At 36.7% G+C, this 20709-nt stretch carries 19 protein-coding genes; all 19 read left to right on the top strand.

What is annotated here, in order from left to right; all coding sequences use genetic code 11:
* Positions 1–20: 20 nt before the first annotated feature.
* The 19 genes from IGK96_RS08360 to IGK96_RS08270 all read left to right on the top strand — a co-directional run bounded on the left by IGK96_RS08360 (position 21) and on the right by IGK96_RS08270 (position 20705).
* Entirely contained in the window at positions 21–857 is an 837-nt protein-coding gene (locus IGK96_RS08360; RefSeq protein ID WP_002382189.1) for an ABC transporter permease, read from the top strand.
* Positions 850–1629: an ABC transporter permease gene (locus IGK96_RS08355; RefSeq protein WP_085443158.1), complete on the top strand. Its 780-nt coding sequence runs from the start codon at positions 850–852 to the stop codon at positions 1627–1629. The genes IGK96_RS08360 and IGK96_RS08355 overlap by 8 nt, the downstream gene beginning before the upstream one ends.
* A 38-nt stretch (positions 1630–1667) precedes the next feature.
* Positions 1668–2708 carry an ABC transporter ATP-binding protein gene (locus tag IGK96_RS08350; RefSeq protein ID WP_010825169.1) on the top strand — a complete coding sequence of 347 codons (1041 nt, stop codon included), beginning with the start codon at positions 1668–1670 and terminating at the stop codon, positions 2706–2708.
* Positions 2709–2734: 26 nt separating this feature from the next.
* A complete protein-coding gene (locus IGK96_RS08345) occupies positions 2735–3799 on the top strand; it encodes an ABC transporter substrate-binding protein (RefSeq protein ID WP_002357914.1) in 1065 nt (354 codons plus the stop codon).
* Positions 3775–5559 carry an adenine deaminase gene (locus IGK96_RS08340; protein ID WP_161975122.1) on the top strand — a complete coding sequence of 595 codons (1785 nt, stop codon included), beginning with the start codon at positions 3775–3777 and terminating at the stop codon, positions 5557–5559. The genes IGK96_RS08345 and IGK96_RS08340 overlap by 25 nt, the downstream gene beginning before the upstream one ends.
* Entirely contained in the window at positions 5543–6871 is a 1329-nt protein-coding gene (locus IGK96_RS08335) for an amidohydrolase (RefSeq protein WP_002394366.1), read from the top strand. Before IGK96_RS08340 ends, IGK96_RS08335 begins: the two co-directional genes overlap by 17 nt.
* A 183-nt stretch (positions 6872–7054) precedes the next feature.
* Complete coding sequence (locus tag IGK96_RS08330) at positions 7055–7945, top strand: helix-turn-helix domain-containing protein (RefSeq protein WP_002385979.1); 891 nt, start codon at positions 7055–7057, stop codon at positions 7943–7945.
* A gap of 219 nt (positions 7946–8164) precedes the next feature.
* On the top strand, positions 8165–9100 hold the full coding sequence (locus IGK96_RS08325) for an FAD:protein FMN transferase (protein WP_085443156.1): 936 nt from the start codon (positions 8165–8167) through the stop codon (positions 9098–9100).
* A gap of 26 nt (positions 9101–9126) precedes the next feature.
* Entirely contained in the window at positions 9127–9735 is a 609-nt protein-coding gene (locus IGK96_RS08320; RefSeq protein WP_002357907.1) for an NADPH-dependent FMN reductase, read from the top strand.
* An 18-nt stretch (positions 9736–9753) separates the two neighbouring features.
* Entirely contained in the window at positions 9754–11010 is a 1257-nt protein-coding gene (locus IGK96_RS08315; protein ID WP_002360528.1) for an NADPH-dependent oxidoreductase, read from the top strand.
* A gap of 411 nt (positions 11011–11421) precedes the next feature.
* Positions 11422–12912, top strand: a complete 1491-nt coding sequence (locus tag IGK96_RS08310; RefSeq protein ID WP_002361663.1) for a helix-turn-helix domain-containing protein — start codon at positions 11422–11424, stop codon at positions 12910–12912.
* A complete protein-coding gene (locus IGK96_RS08305) occupies positions 12863–13537 on the top strand; it encodes a hypothetical protein (protein WP_161975125.1) in 675 nt (224 codons plus the stop codon). The genes IGK96_RS08310 and IGK96_RS08305 overlap by 50 nt, the downstream gene beginning before the upstream one ends.
* 257 nt (positions 13538–13794) lie before the next feature.
* Positions 13795–14685 carry a metallophosphoesterase gene (locus IGK96_RS08300; protein ID WP_002384670.1) on the top strand — a complete coding sequence of 297 codons (891 nt, stop codon included), beginning with the start codon at positions 13795–13797 and terminating at the stop codon, positions 14683–14685.
* 291 nt (positions 14686–14976) lie between these two features.
* Positions 14977–15888: an ABC transporter permease gene (locus tag IGK96_RS08295; RefSeq protein ID WP_104846645.1), complete on the top strand. Its 912-nt coding sequence runs from the start codon at positions 14977–14979 to the stop codon at positions 15886–15888.
* 14 nt (positions 15889–15902) lie between these two features.
* Positions 15903–16784 (top strand): carbohydrate ABC transporter permease, encoded by an 882-nt coding sequence (locus IGK96_RS08290; RefSeq protein WP_002357901.1) that lies wholly within the window; start codon positions 15903–15905, stop codon positions 16782–16784.
* A gap of 17 nt (positions 16785–16801) precedes the next feature.
* A complete protein-coding gene (locus IGK96_RS08285) occupies positions 16802–18400 on the top strand; it encodes an ABC transporter substrate-binding protein (RefSeq protein WP_002357899.1) in 1599 nt (532 codons plus the stop codon).
* A 56-nt stretch (positions 18401–18456) separates the two neighbouring features.
* On the top strand, positions 18457–19050 hold the full coding sequence (locus tag IGK96_RS08280; protein ID WP_010713489.1) for a DUF624 domain-containing protein: 594 nt from the start codon (positions 18457–18459) through the stop codon (positions 19048–19050).
* A complete protein-coding gene (locus IGK96_RS08275; RefSeq protein ID WP_002382200.1) occupies positions 19043–19960 on the top strand; it encodes an acetylxylan esterase in 918 nt (305 codons plus the stop codon). The genes IGK96_RS08280 and IGK96_RS08275 overlap by 8 nt, the downstream gene beginning before the upstream one ends.
* A complete protein-coding gene (locus tag IGK96_RS08270) occupies positions 19941–20705 on the top strand; it encodes an endonuclease/exonuclease/phosphatase family protein (protein ID WP_085443152.1) in 765 nt (254 codons plus the stop codon). Before IGK96_RS08275 ends, IGK96_RS08270 begins: the two co-directional genes overlap by 20 nt.
* Positions 20706–20709: the final 4 nt, after the last annotated feature.

Below are 20709 nucleotides of genomic sequence, written 5' to 3'. Positions count from 1 at the left end.
AACGAACGAGGAGTGTACGAATGAACAAGAAAGTTCCTTATTTAATTGTGGCACCGGGGCTAGTACTATTATTATTTTTCTTAATGATTCCATTAATTACTAGCATTTTGCCAACCATTTTTACTGATCATGGCTTGACACTAAATCAGTATGTTACTTTTTTTAAAGATGACTATAATGTTTCAATTTTCTGGCGAACGATAAGAGTTTCGTTAATTGTGACGGGTATTTCAATCGTGTTGGGCATTCCAACGGCATACTTTATTGCTGGGGTTTCCAAAAAATGGCGTGGCTTTTTAATGGCTATGACCTTGTTTCCACTGTTAACCAATTCAGTTATTCGAAGTTTTGCTTGGATTAACATTTTAGGAAAAAACGGTGTAGTGAATACGTTGTTATTAAAAACAGGCTTAATTGAGCAACCGCTGAATTTATTGTATACAGAATTTGCAATTATTATCGGTTCAGTGTATTTATTTTTACCAACAATGATTATGACCTTAGTTGGGGTTATGGAAAACATTGAAGGAGAAATGCTAGAAGCGGCTGAGACGCTAGGCGCCAATCCAATGACGGCTTTTCGGAAAATTGTTTTACCTTTATCAATTCCAGGCACCATTGTAGGAAGTATATTAGTGTTTACAGGAACTTTAACGGCTTATACGACGCCACAGCTGTTAGGTGGTAACCAAAAAATGATGATGTCGACCTTCTTATATCAAAAGGCTAATACTTTAGGTGATTGGCAATCGGCGAGTGTTCTTGCATTTATTATGATTTTAACAACATTAATTGTGATGAAAGGCCTAGACATGGTCGCTAAGAAAGTAGATCGGAGAGAAGCAAATCATGCGTAAGCAAAAAAGACTATCTGTTATTGCAATTCTAGTTTTTCTGTTTTTATTTTTACCATTATGTTTGATTGTGGTGACTTCTTTTGGAACAGCCGCAGCGATTCAATTTCCGATTAAAGGATTTACTTTAGATTGGTACGCCAAAGCCTTACAATCGGAAACGTTTATGGACAGTTTTAAGTTAAGTTTGTTGATTGGGGTATTAGCGACTGTTTTAGCATTAATAGTAGGGATTCCGGCTTCCTATGCGCTGGCACGTTATTCCGTTCGTGGGCGCAACTTTATTAAAAGCTTTTTCTTATCCCCAACTGTGATTCCAGGAATTGTGGTCGGGTATACGTTATTTCAATATATTGTTATTAAATTAGGTTTGCCTGTCTTTCAAGGATTGTTAATGGGGCATTTTTTAATTAGTTTGCCTTATATTATTCGAGTGGTTGGATCAAGTATGGAACAACTAGATTATTCAATGGAAGAAGTAGCTTGGACATTAGGTTGTACAAGATTGCGAGCGTTCATTCAAATTGTTTTACCCAATGTGTCTTCAGGAATTTTTGCAGCCTTTATGTTAGCATTTGTCAATTCGTTTAACAATGTTCCTGTATCGATGTTTTTATCAGGTCCCGGTGTGACGATGCTGCCTACTTCTTTATTAAGTTATATGGAATACAATTATGATCCAACTGTTTCAGCAATTTCTGTATTGTTGATGCTACTAACAATGGGCTTAATGTTTTTAATTGAAAAAACGTTGGGACTAGCTTCCATTGCCTAAAACATGGAAGAAGCACGAGATAGAAAGAGGAGAAAATTTTGACTTTTGTGGATTTAAAAGATATTCGCGTCAGCTATGACGGAAAACAAGATATTTTAAAAGATTTAAATATTTCAATGGAAAAAGGAGAATTAGTTTCTTTATTAGGACCGAGTGGTTGTGGTAAAACGACTACGCTAAGAGTGATTGCTGGATTAATTAAGCCAAACGACGGACAGTTTTTCGTTGACCAAGAAGAACTAACAAAGGTTCCTGTCCATAAAAGAAACTTCGGGATGGTTTTTCAAAGCTATGCGTTATTTCCCCATTTAACGATTGCAGAAAATGTCGCTTTTGGGTTGAAATTACGCAAAGAAAGCAAACAAACCATGGACCAAAAAGTCGCGGAAATGCTAAAAGTATGTGGTTTAGAAAGCTTGGGCGACCGTTATCCAAAACAATTATCTGGTGGTCAAAGACAGCGGGTTGCGCTAGCACGTGCTCTGATTATTGAACCTAAACTATTACTACTAGATGAACCGTTGAGTAATTTAGATGCAAAATTGCGAGTGGCAATGCGGATTGAAATCAAACGGATTCAACAACAATTAGGCATTACGACAGTTTTTGTCACACATGACCAAGAAGAATGTTTTTCTATTTCAGATAAAGTGGCCATTATGAATAATGGCGTGATTGAACAATATGATTCACCAGAAACGATTTATCGTTTGCCTCGTACTAAGTTTGTCGCTGAATTTATCGGTTTTGAAAACTTTTTCTCTGTCGAAAAAATGGAAGCTGGTCATTATCGGACACAAACAAATCAAATAATGAAAACGACTAATCCTGAACCAAATGTTACAACGACGGTGGCAACGATTCGTCCAGAGGACATTGAGATTGTTTCAGAAGCTGCTACTAATACTGTCGCAGGTACTGTCGCTGTCCGAACATTTTTAGGGAAAAGCTATCAATATGAAGTGGAAACAGCGTTAGGTACATTGCTGGTTAATGGAACAAGTGAACAGTTATATGAAACAAATGAAACCATTCACTTGGCTTTTCCAGCTGAGAAATTAGTTATTTTAGAAAAATAAAAACCATTTTGGAGGAAGATTTAAAAATGAAAAAACGCGTAATTTTAGGGACATTAGTCGCTGCAACGTTATTAATGACTGCTTGTGGAAACAGCGAAGCAACTACGAAAAGCGAGAGCAAAGGTGGAAGTAATGCTTTAGTCGTTTCAACTTTCGGATTAAGTGAAGATATTGTCAAAAAAGACATCATCGCTCCATTTGAAAAAGAGAATGAAGCGAAAGTTACCTTAGAAGTAGGCAATAGTGCAGACCGCTTTACGAAATTAAAAAATAATCCCAATGCGGGAATTGATGTCATTGAATTAGCACAAGCAAATGCAGCACAAGGTGGAAAAGAAGGGTTATTTGAAAAAATTACAGAAAAAGAAGTACCTAATTTAAGTCAGTTAACGCCGGGAGCAAAAGAGGTTTTTGAAAGTGGTGCTGGCGTACCAATCGCTGTAAACAGTATCGGGATTGTTTACAACAAAGAAAAATTAGGCAAAGAAATTAAGAACTGGGATGACTTATGGTCAGCTGATTTGAAAGGTAAAATTTCTGTTCCAGACGTTGCCACGACGGCAGGTCCTTTAATGTTATACGTTGCCAGTGAACATGCTGGTCAAGATATTACAAAAGATAACGGGAAGGCCGCTTTTGAAGCGATGAAAGAATTAAAACCAAACGTTGTTAAAACGTATTCAAAATCGTCAGACTTAGCTAATATGTTCCAATCTGGTGAAATTGAAGCAGCTGTGGTTGCTGATTTTGCGGTTGATATTATTCAAGGCGCAGCAGAAAACGTGACGTATGTCGTCCCAGAAAGCGGCACGTATGCCAACTATAATACAGTCAATATTCCTAAAAAAGCACAAAACAAAGAAACCGCCTTTAAATTTGTTAACGCACGGATTAGTGAAGAATCACAAAAGGCCAAAGCGATTTCATTAAATGAAGGACCTACAAATCAACAAGTAACGCTAAGCGAAAAAGAAGCGAAAAATAAAACATATGGTGCCATTGCCGAACGTGCCAAAACAGTCGATTTTAATTTTATTAATAGTCAACTAGCGGATTGGATTGATCAATGGAACCGGACGATGAATCAATAGTTTTAGAAAAGAGGGACAAAATGAACGTCGATGTATTACTAAAAAATGTGTGGCTGTATCAAACAGTCACTCAAACATTCGTTCAACGAAATGTTGCGATTAAAAATGATAAATTTTATTACATTTATGAAGAAGAGAACGTCAATTTGCAGCCCCAAAAAACAATTAATGCCGAGAATCAATGGATGATTCCCGGCTTAATTGATGCACACATGCATATTGAAAGTTCCATGACGACACCTACTATTTTTTCCAAAGCAGTAGTGCGTTACGGTGTGACAACGGTGATTGCCGATGCCCATGAAATGGCTAATGTATTTGGCTTAGAAGGCTTAAAAGCTTTTATGGCCGCTGAAACAGAACTAGATATCTTTCACGCAATTCCTTCTTCGGTTCCTTCGACCACTCCCGAATTAGAAACAACTGGTGGGATTATCGGCTTAGCAGAAGTAGCAGAATTACTCAAAGAGCCAAAAGTGATTTGTTTAGGGGAAGCCATGAATTTTAAAGGGATTTCCTATGAGCCAGATTCTTTAATTCGTCAAATTATCGATTTGTGTCAAAAACAACGACCAACCATGCCTTTAGAAGGCCACTGTCCTAAAATCGAAGATCAAGAGTTAGCAGATTTTCTATATAGTGGTATCACTTCAGATCATACCCATCAATTTCCTAAAACGTTAAAAGAAAAAATTGAAGCGGGCGTCTTTATTCAATTTCAAAATAAATCAATCACTCCTGAAAACATTCAGGTGATAGTAGACAATGACTTCTACAATTATGCAAGTATTATCACGGATGACGTGATGGCCGATGATTTGCTAAAAGGTCATCTAAATGAAAATGTCAAAAAAGCCGTTCATGCAGGATTGCCTATCGAAAAAGCCATTTATATGGCAACTTATACGCCGGCCAAACGAATGGGTCTCCATGATCGCGGCGAAATTGCACCTGGTAAAAAAGCTGACTTTTTGTTATTAAATGACTTAGAAAGTTTTGATATTACTACGGTTTATAAATCTGGAAAGGTCGTTTTTGAAAAAGGCGAGCCCTTCCATTATCCAGAAAAAATCGAAGAGTTTCCAGCCGCTTACCAACAAACCATCCAATGTAAAAAGTTAACAGAAGAAGATTTACTTTTAAAGGTGGCTACAACAAAAGAAACAGTTCGTTGTAATGTGATTCAAAAACAAGAGATTGGCACATTTACAGAGCGAATTACAAAAGAAATTCCTGTTGAAAATGGGTTGTTGCAATGGCAAAAAGCCAACTGTGCCTTATTAATTGTGATGGAACGTTACGGAAAAAATGGTAATATTTCTTTTTCTTTAATGGATCAACCCCTTTCCGAGAAAGGAGCCATTGCGACAACCTGGGCCCATGATCATCATAATTTAATGGTGATGGGTAATACGATTGAGGATATTCTGTTAGCGCAGAATGAATTATTAGCGATGCAAGGCGGCTATTTGGTTGCTTCGGATCAGCAAGTGATGGCAACTTGTCCTTTACCAATTGGTGGGATTTTATCGCAAGCACCGATTGAACAATTAGGCGCTTCTTTACAAAAAGTTCGACAAGCTATGCAAGCTTTAGGCTATCAAAATATGAATGAAATCATGTCCTTTTCCACACTATCATTGCCTGTCTCGCCAGCCATTAAAGTGACAGATTTTGGGATGATGGATACGAAGTCACAACGTTTCTATCCATTAGTTTTTCCAGAGGATGGAGTTCTTTTGCATGAAAACACTTATTAAAAATGTGCATATACTAACAATGGATGAGCAATTTTCAGAAATCAAAGCCGGCTATTTAGTGATTGAAGAAGACACAATTGTGGAATTAGCACCAATGACCACACTTGATGAAAAGCGAATGGCTGCAAATCAAGTAATCGATGGTCAAAATGGAATTTTAATGCCTGGGATGATTAACACCCATACCCATGTAGGCATGATTCCATTTCGTTCGTTAGGGGACGATGTGCCAGATCGACTCCGGCGTTTTCTTTTTCCATTAGAACAATTCATGACAAAAGAATTAGTAGGATGCAGTAGTGATTATGCAATTGCTGAAATGTTACTGAGTGGTATTACGAGCTTTTGTGATATGTATTATTTTGAAGATGAAATTGCTAAAAGTTGCGAAAAAATGAGTGTTCGCGCTTTGCTCGGAGAAACGATTATTGACATGCCCACTTGTGATAGTCCGGAACCTTCAGGCGGTCTTTTTTACGCGGAAACCTTTATTCGCAAGTGGCAAGGCCATCCGTTGATTACGCCTATACTTGCGCCACATGCACCGAATACCAATTCACCAGAAGTGTTGGCAAAAATTATTGAACTTAGTCGGCAATACCAAGTTCCTGTGACCATGCACGTTGCTGAAATGACTTATGAAATGGCTGAGTTTGAAAAAGCCTATCAAAAAACACCAATTGCTTTCTTAGAAGAACTGGGTTATTTGAGCGAGCCGTTTATTTTAGCTCATTGTATTTTGGCAACAGATGAAGATCTTGCGAGTTTAGCTGCTACTAATGGAAAAGCGCGTGTCGCTCATTGTATCGGTGCGAATACTAAATCAGCCAAAGGCGTAGCGCCGATTAAGCAAATGCTTGATCAAGGGATTATTGTCGGTTTAGGCACGGATGGACCTAGTAGTGGGAATACATTAGATTTATTCACCCAAATGCGTATGGTTGCGAATTTTCATAAGACAGCACACCAAGATCGCTCCTTGTTTCCTGCGAAAGAAATTGTTTATCTGGCAACGATGGGGGGCGCTAAAACGTTAGGCTTGGCGGAGCAAGTCGGCTCATTGGAAGTGGGCAAAAAAGCGGATATAACATTAATTGAAACGCAATCAGTTAATATGTTTCCGATTTTTGATGCCTATTCAGCGTTGGTTTATTCAGCAAATGCTAGCAATGTTGAAGCCGTTTGGGTGAACGGTCAACAGTTAGTTGCCAATAAAGAATTACAACAAGCTAATCTCAAAGAAATCAAGGAAAAATTATATCAGGCCATGAATACGTTTGTGAAAGAAGCTAAAAAAAGAGCTGCTCTCTAAACAAAGCAAGTAGGACGTATCGGATTGATTAAATAACGCTGGATTGACGTTTAGTGATTCAGGTTCTATAGAGCGCAGACAAACTTTTAATGAAAGAGTTGTCTGTGTTCTTTTTTGTTATAAACATTTTTCTTTTTCTATATATATTTTTAAGGTAAGTTGTATTATAGTAAGTTTGAGAAGATGAGAATGAGAGGAAAAGCAATGAATATACAACGGTTTATAGAAAAACGCAAAGCACGTGGTTTGTCGCAAAGTGAATTGGCTAAAGGGATTTGTACGCAAGTTACGGTTAGTCGCTTTGAAAAGAATGGTCAAGTCCCAACTTTAAAAATATTGATCCAACTATGTAATCGTTTAGAGCTACCTTTGGGGGAACTCTTCCCGCGCGTAGGGATTAAACAACCTGAAATTCTTGAAAAAATGGAAGAAGCAGAATTCTTCTTGATTACCAGCGAACATGACCAATTGCAAACAATTTTAAAAAATATTCCTTTTGATGAAATCAAAGATTCCCAACTGTTATTAGAATATTATTATTTACAAGGCTTTGTCATGATTTTTCAAAATGCTTCGTTGATGGATTGCTTATTTACCTTTGAAAAACTTCTGTTTGAAGAGCAAAAATACACGAGCGATATTTACCGTTTGTTAGCTTTTACTGGAATTGGCATGGCCTATGCCAAAGAAGGCGAAATTGAGAAAGCAGAATTTTATTTCAATAAGGTCTTCAAGGAAATATATCTTTATACTATTCAATCAATGGAAGATACTTGGCGAGTATTAAATGTTGTCTTTCACTGTGGTGTTTTTTATGCAGAAAAAGGCGATTTAGAAACAAGTGATGCTTTGTTAGAGTATGCGATTTCCATCTGTTCTGATAATCACGTCACGTATTACTTGGCAAGAGCAGCTTTCCAACTTGCGAAAAATGCCTTAGCTGAAGAAAAGCCGCAAGAGCAAATTTTAGAACTACTACAAGATGCCCGCGCATATGCAAAAATCAATAAAAATCGCATCTTGTTGGAAGCAATTCAAACATTGAAAGAAACAATTTTATCTAAGGAGAATTAGTTTATATAGAAAATTATATATTTATTTTAAAAATATAATAAAAAAAGCGTTTTTTAAAAGAGTTAAAGACACGTTACGACCTTAAATGAAAATTTTAAGGTCGTTATTTTATATAAAAAAATATATAAACGACTTGACTGGCATCAAATAAAGGCGTATGATTCATTTGTGAATAAATGTGAAATAAAACACAATCTTTCGTGGGGAGGAAGTCTTGAGGTGCAACAAAGTCAAACTATTTATTTGATGGGCACAGTAATAGATGTATTTGTAGACCATGAAGAACCTGAAAAAATTCTAGAAGAAGTGCATCAACGATTGATCACTTATGAACAACGTTTTGGTGCAAATGATTCAACTTCGGAACTGATGGCTGTCAATCAACAAGCTGGGCAAAAACCAGTCAGCGTTCATCCAGAGTTGTATCAATTAATTGCATTAGGGAAAAAACATAGTTGTGATCCAGCTAGTCATTTGAATGTTACCATTGGCCTGTTAGTTCAAACATGGCGAATCGGTTTTAAAGATGCCCGTGTCCCGTCAGAAGAGGAAATTAAAGCCTGTTTGAAAAAAATTAATCCAGAAAAGATTCACTTAAATCCCTTAAAACAAACGGTTTTTTTGGAAGAAGAAGGAATGAAATTAGATCTGGGGGCTTTAGCAAAAGGCTATATCGCTGATTTACTAATTGCCTATTTGAAAGAAGTCCATGTTACGTCTGCTTTGATTAATCTGGGCGGCAATATTGTGACGTTGGGGCCCTCTACGCATCAAAACAAAAAATGGCGAATTGGTATTCGCAATCCGCAAGAATCCAGAGAAACAATCAGCTTACTTGTCGAAGTGGCTAATCAATCGGTTGTGACGTCGGGCATTTATGAAAGAAGTTTAACCGAAGCTGGGCGAGTCTATCACCATCTGTTGGATCCGACAACCGGTTACCCATTGGAAACTGAAATGGCCAGCATCACAATTATCTCGGATGCTTCAGTGGATGGTGAGATTTGGACAACGCGTTTATTTGGTTATCCAATTCCAGAAGCGCTTGAAATCCTCAATCAACTAGATGGGATTGAAGGAGTCATCATTACACAAGACCAGCAAATTTTATATAGCAGTGGGTTAGCAGATACTCTTCACATTATCCATTCATAGAACCGAAAAAGAAAGGACAGCTCATTATGAAAAAAATTATCGGCTTAGTAGGAACGAACTCAGAGCAATCAACCAATCGTCAACTTTTGCAATTTATGCAACACTATTTTGCGCAGGAGGCTGACATTGAACTAGTTGAAATTGTTGACTTTCCTATGTTTAACAAGCCAGAAGACAAAGTTTTGCCAGAAATAGTTAAAACGGTTGCTGAAAAAATTGAAGCAGCAGATGGCGTCATTATCAGTACGCCTGAATATGACCATGCGGTGCCGGCTTCTTTGATGAATGCCCTAAGTTGGTTATCTTACGGGATTTTTCCGTTTGTTGATAAACCAGTTATGATTACTGGTGCATCCTATGGCACGTTAGGTTCCTCTAGAGCACAAGCGCATCTGCGTCAAATTTTAGATGCTCCTGAATTGAAAGCACGAATTATGCCAAGCTCTGAATTTCTATTAGCGCATTCCTTACAAGCTTTTGATGAAAACAATGCGTTAAAAGATTCAGAACAAATAGATAAACTAGCTGGTTTGTTTGCAGATTTTTGTGTATTTATTGAAATTACAGAACAGCTGAAACATGCGCATGCGCAAAATAAAAAAGAAGCAGAAAATTTCTCATGGGAAACGATTTAACGAAATGGAGTGAATAAAATGAAATTAATTGGGATCGTCGGATCAAACGCTGATTCTTCTTATAATCGGTTACTACTGCAATATATTGGCAAAGAGTTTTATAAAATGTTCGACTTGGAAATTTTAGAAATTAAAGATATTCCAATGTTTAATCAAAGTAAGGATCAAACGAACAGTGTTTTGATTCAGAATATGAATCGCAAAATTTTACAAGCAGACGGCGTAATTATTGCGACGCCCGAACATAACCATACCATTCCTGCCGGTTTGAAAAGTGTGTTAGAATGGTTATCTTTCAAAATTCATCCGCTGGAAAATAAACCAGTAATGATTGTTGGTTGCTCTTATTATGATCAAGGAACCTCGCGTGCGCAATTACATCTCCGTCAAATTCTTGATGCACCTGGTGTCAATGCAATCGTGATGCCTGGAAACGAGTTTTTATTAGGAAAAGCGAAAGAAGCATTTGATGAAAACGGCAACTTAATTGCGGAGGGAACACGTCAATTTTTAGAAAGCACATTACAAAAATTCGTGGAATTCATTGATGTGATTTCAAAATTAGAAGGGGCTAAGCCAAAAGACTTACCTGAAGATTTACATGCAAAAGGAACCATTGAAACAACGATCGAAGGGGTTGATATGGCAGCAGATGATTGGGTAGAACAAGCAGCAGAAGCGGTTCAGGCTGTGGAAGGCGACACATACGTAAAATTAGATCGAGGCATTTTAACCGTAGATCAGCTAAATTATTTCTTAAAATCAATGCCAATGGAATTGACTTACGCAGACAGTAATAATCAATTTTTATATTACAATAAAAAAATGGCTGCTGAAGAAATGTTTGCTAAACGGCAACCAGGACAAGTTGGTAATCCATTAGCGAATTGCCATCCACCAAAAGCATTGAAAAATGTAGAATGGGTGATTCAACAATTACGGTCAGGAAAAACAGATGCTATTCGCGTTCATGTTCCAATGCACGGACCAGATACCTATGTAGTGCATAACTATCAAGCGATGTATGATGATAATGGAAATTACGCGGGAATTAATGAGTATATTTTAGACTTTAAACCAATTGTTGATTGGTATTTAAAACAAACTGGGCAAGAATTAGTCGGTGGAAAAAACGTCGATGCCGTCAGTGGTGCCTCCAAAAAAGAAGCGCCAGAAACGGCAGATAGTGTATCAAGTGCATCAGTCCATGAAGAAGAGTCAGCGACCGAAAAGCCAACAGTTGACAGCGTTTCTAGCGCTTCAATTAAAGAGTAAAATAACAGCAAAAAATAGCGGCAACAAGTAGTCATACTGTATTCAGATTAGCAATGCCAAATGAGGACTTTTATTGACAGAAGCTGATACTTAAAAGAGTAAGAACTTTATAGGAAGATAGTATAGAAGACGAACCAAAAGTTTCAATCATTTTTGACGAATAGGCTAGAAAAGAAACAGAAAATTAGTCAAACAAATCAGCTTTTCTTTAAATTTAAAGTAAAAAAATAACAAAAAAAGCCTCCTTGGTGACGCAAGGGGGCTTTTTTTGGTTAAAATAATACTTTTCTATGAAGATTCCTAAATATCGAAAGAATCATTTTTAAATTTGTGGAAAAAATAAGCAAGATTGACACTCACGTCTTGTTAAAAAAATAGATACTTAAGGCGTGATAGTTTGGAGTTGAAAATGTGACTACTTTGTTAGATGAATTATTAGACCAAGAATTCCGAGATAAATTACTTATTTATCAAACTTTTATGAATAGTGAAGGTCCATTATTAAAAGAAGAATTTTATGGATATTTTGATTTATCCACTCAAAAGTTAGAATCGTTGTGCCGTCAAATAAATTATGAATGTACACAGATTTCTTCAAGGAGTCAAATTCTTTTTCCAGCTAAAGGACTGATTAGTGCGCAAAAATTATCGCAAATTGATTATCAAGCCTTAAGAAAATATTATTTTGATCAATCACTAATGGCCAAGTTGCTTCTTGATGTGGGCCTCTATCAAAAGCATACGATTCAAGAATTTTCTCAAATTCATTTTATGAGCAAAAGCAAAATTTATGCCTTCTCGTATAAACTAAATCTGATTTTAGCTAATTGGCGTATTAAATTAAAGTCAACAGGCTTGGTTGGAGAAGAGAAAAATATCCGAAGTTTTTGTTTTCAATGCTTGTATTATTTTTATGGAAGTAATCAAGAAAGGCTGCCTAACATTTTGCTGGAAAATAGTCCTGGCATTAAACGATTTATAAACGATCTACAATTGATGTATCAAAGAACGTTTAGTCTTAATCAAAGCGCACAACTATTTATTCTTTTAACGATCCAACGTTTTCGTGTATTTTCTGATCATGTAGTGGACTCTTTTACGGAAGTTCATGTGCCTAGCTGTTTACAGCATGCGTTTGAAAAAATTTATACAAGCGAAACCCCTCTTTTTAAAGAGGATTTTGGCAAAGAGACTTCATATATTTTTCTTTTTTTAAGTTTAAATGAATACATTGATAGTCCGATTGTTTTTCCAGATAAGTTAACCATGTTAGACGAATTTATTGATCATATGAATAGTGTTATTCCTTTCTTTGAAAAGCGAATTACGGTGGAAACAAAAGAAAAATTAAAGTTGATTTGTTATCGCTGGGACCGCCTATACTTTTCAGTGGCTGCATTTATTCCCGCCAAGCAGAGCAGTTTCTTTGAAGAGCGGTTTCCTCAAATTCATCGCGCCTTAGATGGTTTTATACAAAAGACAGAGTCGCTGCATCAAAAACGATTTTTAATGTATGAACGCGTGCATCTATACTATGATTTTATGTTTTGTTTGTTAAATGATCGTTCTTTTTGCGCAATTGAAAAAACGATTCATGTATTTGTTGATTTTTCTGGTGGGGAGGATTATAACCGCTTTATTGCAAAAATTATTGCTTCTTTCAATTATATGGATGTTATGATTGATCACAAATTAACCTTAGAAACCGATTTGTATTTGTCCGATTTTTATAGTTCGAAAGTACGGTGTCGTCAATTGACATGGCGTCATTTGCCGGAAACAAAAGATTGGCAAGTATTTGCTGAGGTAGTCAGAGAACTAAGAAAGGGAGAGACTCAGAAAAATGAGCACTATGAGAGAGACCCAATCGAGATGTGGCGAGAACAAGAATACGAAGGATAGTCAATTGAGACAAGCAGTTAACTATAAAGACTTAACTGGTCAAAAGTTTGGTGAGTTGACAGTAGTAGCACCAACGGCAAAAAGAAAAGAAGGGCTGATTGTTTGGGCCTGTCGCTGTTCTTGTGGGAGCTATGCAGAAGCTTCAAGAAGACAACTAATTCGTGGGTATCGAACGAAATGTGCGCACCATCGCTATCAAACAATGTTGAAAAAAAACTATCATGAATTAGTCGTGGTACGGATCGAAAGTATTCAACAGACAATGAAAGCGTATTGTCTGTGTTCGTGCGGACAATCTTGCTGGGTTCGCTGTGAAAATTTGTTGAATGGCCATACCAAAAGTTGCGGTCATCGTAAAAAGAAGGATTACCGACAAAGAGTTGCTGGCGTAATTCCAGGGAAGTTACAAAGTAAACGCCCCAAAAATAATAGCAGTGGACACAAAGGGGTGAGCCAGACCGCTTCTGGGAAATGGCTGGCTTATATCTCTTTGAAAGGCAAGCGCCATAACTTAGGTATCTTTACGAAAAAAAGTGAAGCAATTTTAGCAAGAAAATTAGCAGAACGTCGTCTATTTCAACCAATTTTACAACAAGAAATAGTGACTATAAATAAGGAAGTTTAGCGACAGAGAGGATGCGAAAGATGTTAGCAGGCTTATTTTCAGTAACTGGAATGATTTTATTGGGGATTTTATTTTGCTTAATTGGTTATCAAACGTTTCGAAAACATCATCATTAAGAGAAGAATGTTCTAGCTAGATAATTTCATCGACAGATGAAATTATCTAGCTTTTTTTATAAAAAAGCTAAGAAAAGGATAAGAGATTGTGGAAATTCTTTAGGTTGTTTAACAAAGCCTTAATTTCCTTTGTTTTAGATTGTGGTTAAGAAGATTTTTCTCTATACTAAGTCTTCGGAAATCAAAGAAAAGAAAGGAGCGAGTGATGTGGTTAAAAAAATTGGTTTAAGTATAATGCTCTTATTTTTTTTCTTAATTATCGCACTCCCAATCTATGCGTGGAAGATTGAGCCGAATTTAGTTCACGTTAATCAGGTGACTTTGGGAAAGAAAAATCAACGAGAACCATTAAATGTTGTGCAACTTTCGGATATACAAGTTTCAGAATTTTATGAGACGAAGCGGTTAGATAAAGTCATAAAAAAAGTCAATCGTGAAAAACCAGATATTATCGTTTTTACAGGTGATTTATTTGACAATTATGCCAAAAATCCGCAACAAAAAGAACCGATGATTGAAAAATTAAAACAGTTGCAAGCGACAATTGGAAAATATGCAGTTTGGGGAAATCATGATTACGGTGGCGGTGCTTCTGCGGTGTATGATGAAGTCATGGAGGCCAGTGGCTTTACCGTTATGAAAAACCAAGGAGAAACAGTAACCTTAGCAGATGGACGCCGTCTTTTTATTGGTGGTTTAGATGACTCGTTATTAGGAAATCCTTCCGTTTCAGAAACATTATCCTATCGAGAAACGTATGACTATGCGTTATTAATGACCCATGAACCAGATGTCGCGGATGCATTTGTTGGTACGGGTACACAGTTAGTTTTAGCAGGACATAGCCATGGCGGACAAATTTGGATTCCTTTTTATCCAATCACAAATGTTTTAGCAGAAAAGTATACCAGAGGATTGTATCAGTTGGACCAAGAAACGCAACTATATGTTAATACAGGCCTAGGAACGACCGCCATTCATGCCCGTTTTGGGGTGATCCCTGAAATTACACATTTTACTATCTATATTTAAAAAGTCTGGTCAATCCGACCAGACTTTTTTCTGTTATTTAACAGAATTATTTTTAAGAAAAAGATGTTCATATTTTGGTGAAACGTTTCTATGAAATGCTTTAAAATATCTAGAAAAGAGTATTTTTATGGAAAAAGGAGTAGGGGAAATAATTTCTTTGTAAATGGTCTATAGCGCTTTTTAATGCTGTTATTTTTAAATAAAACCATAATGTAAGGGTTTACAACCGTTTGAAGTGAATGTATAATCTGTTTGTAGAAACGTTTCACTAAAAAGAAAGGAACCCTGCTTATGAAAAAACTAAAAAAGTTTTATGATCAGCGGCAATTGCATTGGATGGTACTTCCGGGTGTAGCATTCATGATTGTCTTTAACTACATTCCAATTTATGGAATTATCATTGCTTTTAAAAATTATACGATTGTTGATACGGTTTCTTCTGCACCATGGGTTGGACTTGAAAATTTTCGAATCATTATGGAAGATAGTTTTTTTTGGGAAGCAGTTCGTAATACCTTAGCGATTAGTTTAATGAAACTTTTTTTAGGATTCGCTATTCCGATTATCTTAGCGGTAATGATTTTTGAAATGAGAGATGGACATTTAAAAAAAGTGATTCAGACAATTTCTTATATTCCGCACTTTTTTTCTTGGATCGTTTTAGGCGGGATGTTGATTTCGTGGCTTTCAACAAATGGCTTTATCAACCAAGTCATGATGTCGTTAGGCTTAATGAATCAGGGCGTCAATCATTTGTTAGATCCTGATAAGTATTGGTGGATTGCTGTTCTTTCTGATTTGTGGAAAGAAGTAGGTTGGGGCACGATTCTCTATCTTGCTGGCATGTCTCGCATTGATCCAACGTTTTATGAAGCGGCGAGAATTGATGGTGCTTCCAAATTAACACAAATCCGAACGATTACTTTGCCCTTATTAGCGCCGATTATTTCGTTGAACTTAATTCTAAATGTTAGTGGTTTATTGGGATCGAACTTAGATCAAACGTTGGTTTTAATGAATGCTCAAAACCAAAACAAATCAGAAGTAATTAATTCATTTGTTTATCGTATGGGGCTAACGCAAGGGGACTTTTCTTATGCGACGGCAGTTGGTTTAGGGATTTCCGTTATTTCAGTTGTTTTATTAGTCATTACAGATCGCATTACTAGAAAAATGAACAATGGTCGGTCGGTTATTTTATAAAGGAGGCAACAGCTGTGATTAAAAGAAAATCAAAAGAAAACAAATGGTTTTACTTTTTCAATACGTTAATTCTTGTGTTGTTTTCTTTATTAATTATCGTGCCAATTTGGAATATTTTAGTTTCCTCAGTTTCGTCAAGTTCGGGTTTAGCCGGTAAAGGCTTGGTTTTATGGCCGAAAGGATTTACGCTAGAAAATTATCGGAAAGTTTTTTCGGATAGTAGCATTCCGCGAGCGTTTTTGATTTCTGTTTTAAAAACAGTTATTGGTGCGTCGACGCATACACTGTTCTGTGCGATTGTCGCCTATGGACTTAGTAAATCTAGACTAGTCGGGCGTAATATTTATACAACGATGGGTGTCATTACAATGTACTTTGGTGGGGGCATGATTCCCACGTATCTTTTGATTAAGTCATTAGGACTCTTAGATACCTTCTGGGTATATATCATTCCAGCTTTATTTAGCTATTATGATGTAGTTATCTTAATGAACTTTTTCCGAGAAATTCCACCATCTTTAGAAGAATCCGCCAAAATAGACGGCGCCAGTGAGTTTCAAATTTTTTATAAAATCTTTTTACCTTTAACAAAACCGGCATTAGCCACCATTATTTTATTTAATGGGGTTGGTCAATGGAATGACTTTATGACCACGAAATTATACATTACCAAAGAATATTTGTATCCATTGCAGATGAAAATTTATGAAATTATTGTTCAATCAAACTTGAGTACCATGACAGAGAGCGGCAGTACAGATATGGTGGTGCAGGCAACGACACGTGGTGTTCAGCTGGCAACAATTGTCATTACAACGATACCAATTTTAATCATTTATCCATTACTACAAAAACACTTTATCGGCGGTATGATGGCCGGTGCAGTAAAAGAATAAAGAAAGTAGGGAACAATATGAAAAAAGTTTTAGGCGGTTTATTGGTGGCAACGGCGGTCGTTAGTTTAGCGGCCTGTAGCGGAGGGGAAAAGAAAGCTAGCTCAGATGTCTCAATTAAGGATCGGTATGAATTAGATGAAAAGACGCCTGCTTGGAAGTTAGATAAGAAGAAAGAACCGACCAAGATTAAATGGTATATTAACTCAGATTGGACGGCATTGCCTTTTGGAAAAGATGTGACCACTGCGCAGATTAAAAAAGATTTAAATGTGGATATTGAATTTATTTCCGGCGATGATTCAAAATTAAATGCCATGATTTCAAGTGGAGATATGCCTGATATTGTGACATTAACTGAAAAAACTGGACAAGCAGCATTGAAAGCAGATTCTTGGGCCTATTCTTTAAACGATTTAGCTAAAAAATATGACCCCTATTTAATGAAAGTTGTTAACCAAGATACGTTTAAATGGTATGCCTTAGAGGATGGAAAAACATATGGTTACCCTAATTACTCTAATACAAAAGCGGATTATGAAAGTGGAAATATCCCAGTAAATGATAATTTTGTTATTCGTGAAGATGTCTATAATGCATTAGGCAAGCCAGACGTTTCAACACCAGAAAATTTTGAAAAAGTCATGCAACAGATTAAAGAAAAATATCCTGAGATGACCCCAATGGGCTTCACCACAGTGGGCGATGGTGCAGGACCATTTTTAGACAAATTACAAGACTTCTTAGGTGTTCCTTTAGAGGATAAAAATGGTAAATACTATGATCGAAATTTAGATAAAGAATACTTAGAATGGTTAAAAACATTTAATGATGTTTACCGAGCAGGAAATATTAGTGATGATAGCTTCACAGATGATGGAGCGACGTTTGATGAAAAAGTGAAACAAGGAAATTATGCAACCATGCTCGTTGCTGGAACCAGTGGTCAAGGTGGGAACTTCACAGAATTTATGAAAAAATCTGGCACACGTTATATAGCCATTGATGGACCAAGTAGCACTTCTGGCCGAAAACCAACATTAAATCAAACCGGCATTTCAGGTTGGTTAAGTAATTACATTACGAAAGATGCGAAAGATCCAGCGAAAGTCACTCAACTGTTCACATATTTAATTGATGAACCGGGACAAATTTTAACAAAATATGGCGTTGAAGGAGTTACTTATGCGTACAATGATCAAGGAAAAATTGATTATTTACCAGAAGTGAAAAAATTAGAACAAACAGACAATGATGCCTACAACAAAAAATATGGCATTAGTCGTTTCCTATACTTTAACAATGACCGTGTTAATAAACTAAAAGTGCCAATGGAAAGTGCTTTAACGCAAATGCAAGAATGGGGCAAAGGAAAATTAGTCCCACATTTCGTAATTGAAAATATTAATCCAGATGCAGGAACGCCGGAAGCTCGGGCGAATGAAGCGATTGAAACCAAACTAAATACAACCGTTATTTCAATGATTCGTGCGAAAGATGATAAAGCCTTTGACAAATCTTTAGAAGACTACAAAGCATTCTTAAAATCAAATAAATGGGATGCAATTGAAAAAATAAAATCTGAGAAAATGGCGGAAAACAGAGACAAACTTAAGTAAGAGAGGAGGAGAGAAAAGCGGATAAAGCAACGAGAAATCCGCTTTTCTCTTTTAATATGAATAAGCTATTTGCATATGAAGGTTGGTATTATCGGATTTTTTCTTTTATTGCCAACTTGATCATTATTAATTTTCTCTTTTTAATTACCTGTATAACAGGCATCTTTAGCGGTGTCGGCTTAATTGCGTTGTATCGAACGATCTATCGTTTGTATCGTGAAAAAGATATTCCTGTTTTGCGAACGTTTTGGACAGCATTAAAAAATAACATCATGCGAGGTTTTATTTTAACAGGTGTCTTGTTCGTTGCTTTTTTACTGGGCGGTATTGTCGTAACAAGTTTATTTAAAATAGCCACTAGTTTAGGTTTCTTAGCTATTTTTCTATTAAGTTTTGTTGCATTATTTTTGACGAGTTTTCTTTTTCTCTTTTCCGTTTTTAATTGGTCCGTTAAAAAGACACTAAGTGAGACGGTTTATGTGGTCTTAAGTAATAGTGCCAATGCGATTATTTTGTTTATTTTACCTCTTTTAACGTTTGTTTTTTTCTATAAGCTTAATTTGTTTTTATATATTGCGTTAGGATTCGGGACAACGGCTTTTCTTCAAGTTGCGTTTTTTCAGAAAGTGTTAGGTGTGGAACATGAATGAGTATTTTGAGTTTTGGCAAAAGACCAAGGAAGAACTTCAAAAAATACCGCTAGATATCCATCGGCGGGTCATTGACTATCCATTGGAAAATGTTCAAGTGGAACAGGTCGACTTTTTAAGTTTCCTAGGTGAGCGCATCTTTGGCTATTTGTTACTTCCTAAAACGGCGGGGAAACAGCCAATAGTGATTGACTGTTTAGGCTATATGAATCATATTCAAGAACCTTGGCAATTTGCTCATTGGACACAAATTGGTTGTGCTTGTTTTGTCATTGATAATCGAGGTCAAGGGGGATTAACCAAAGATCGCGTGCCATATCAAACAATTTGGCATGAAGCACCAATGGGACGAGGATTTCTAGACAAAGAAGATTGGTACCAACGCCGCTTGTTTGCCGACCATTTACGTAGCGTAGAAGTGGTGCGGACCTTTACTGAAATTAATCAGGACCAAATCATTCTTCGTGGTGGTTCCCAAGGGGGTGGCGTAGTGTTAATGGTGAATAGTTTAGTCGACTTCCCGATTTTAGCTACTTTTGCAGATGTTCCAAGTCATTCTTGTTTAGAAAATCGAGTAGCAGAAGGAACGGGTTCGTATCAAATTATTCATCAGTACTTACAAGAGCATCCTCAAGCGCATGAAAAAATTGCCGCGGTTCTTCCTTATTTTGATAGTCGCCACTTTGTTTCGCAAATTAAAAATCCAGTCTTTGCTTCTGTTGGGAGTCACGATCCGATATGTCCAATGAAAGATTTTTTCCCTTCTTATCATCAGATAAAGGCAAGAAAAGCAGTCAGAGTGTATTGGAAAAAAGGCCATGGTGGCGGTGAAACAACCCAGATCCGTCGTGAGATGCGTCAAATTCAACAACTATTGCAGGAGGTTAAAAATGAAAATAGCTACGTATAATGTCCGGGTAGATACAGAGTATGACCAAGATTGGCAATGGTCTTTTCGTAAAGAGGCTGTTTGTCAGTTAATCAATTTTCATGATTGGAGCCTTTGTTGTATTCAAGAAGTACGACCGAATCAAGTCAGGGATTTAAAGGCGTATACAACATTCACCTGTCTTTCTGCGGAAAGAGAAGGGGATGGTCAAGGAGAAGGACTAGCGATTCTCTATAACGAACAAAAAGTTCAGGCTATTGATACAGGGTATTTTTGGTTATCTGAAACACCTCAGCAGCCAAGTATCCATCCTGAAGCTGGCTGTCCAAGAATTGCTTTGTGGGGACTATTTAAGGAAACGACTCAAAATACGCCTTTTTTAGTCATCAATATTCATTTGGATCATATTTCAGATCATGCTCGTTTAGCAGGAATGACCGTTATCTTAGAGGAGTTACATGACAAAATTGCACAGTATCCAACTTTATTAATGGGCGATTTTAATGCAGAGTCGGGGGAAGCGGTGCATCAACTTGTTCAAAAAAAATTTCAAGATAGCAAAAATTTAGCTACTCATTATGGCCCAAGAGGAACATTTCAAAATTTTACTTACACAAAACCTTGGGCGGAATTAGAAGAAATTGATTATATTTATGTAAAAGGTTGGCAAGTACAGCAAACCGCAAGTTTAACAGATAGTATCGATGGACGTTTTCCCTCCGACCATTTTCCTTTAGAAGCAGAAGTATGTATTGAAGAAAGGTGAGAGT

It is taken from the genome of Enterococcus sp. DIV0682 (genome assembly GCF_051712685.1).
Taxonomy (GTDB): domain Bacteria; phylum Bacillota; class Bacilli; order Lactobacillales; family Enterococcaceae; genus Enterococcus; species Enterococcus faecalis.
Note: the sequence above shows the minus strand (reverse complement) of the source record. Positions and strands in the feature narration are given on the sequence as shown.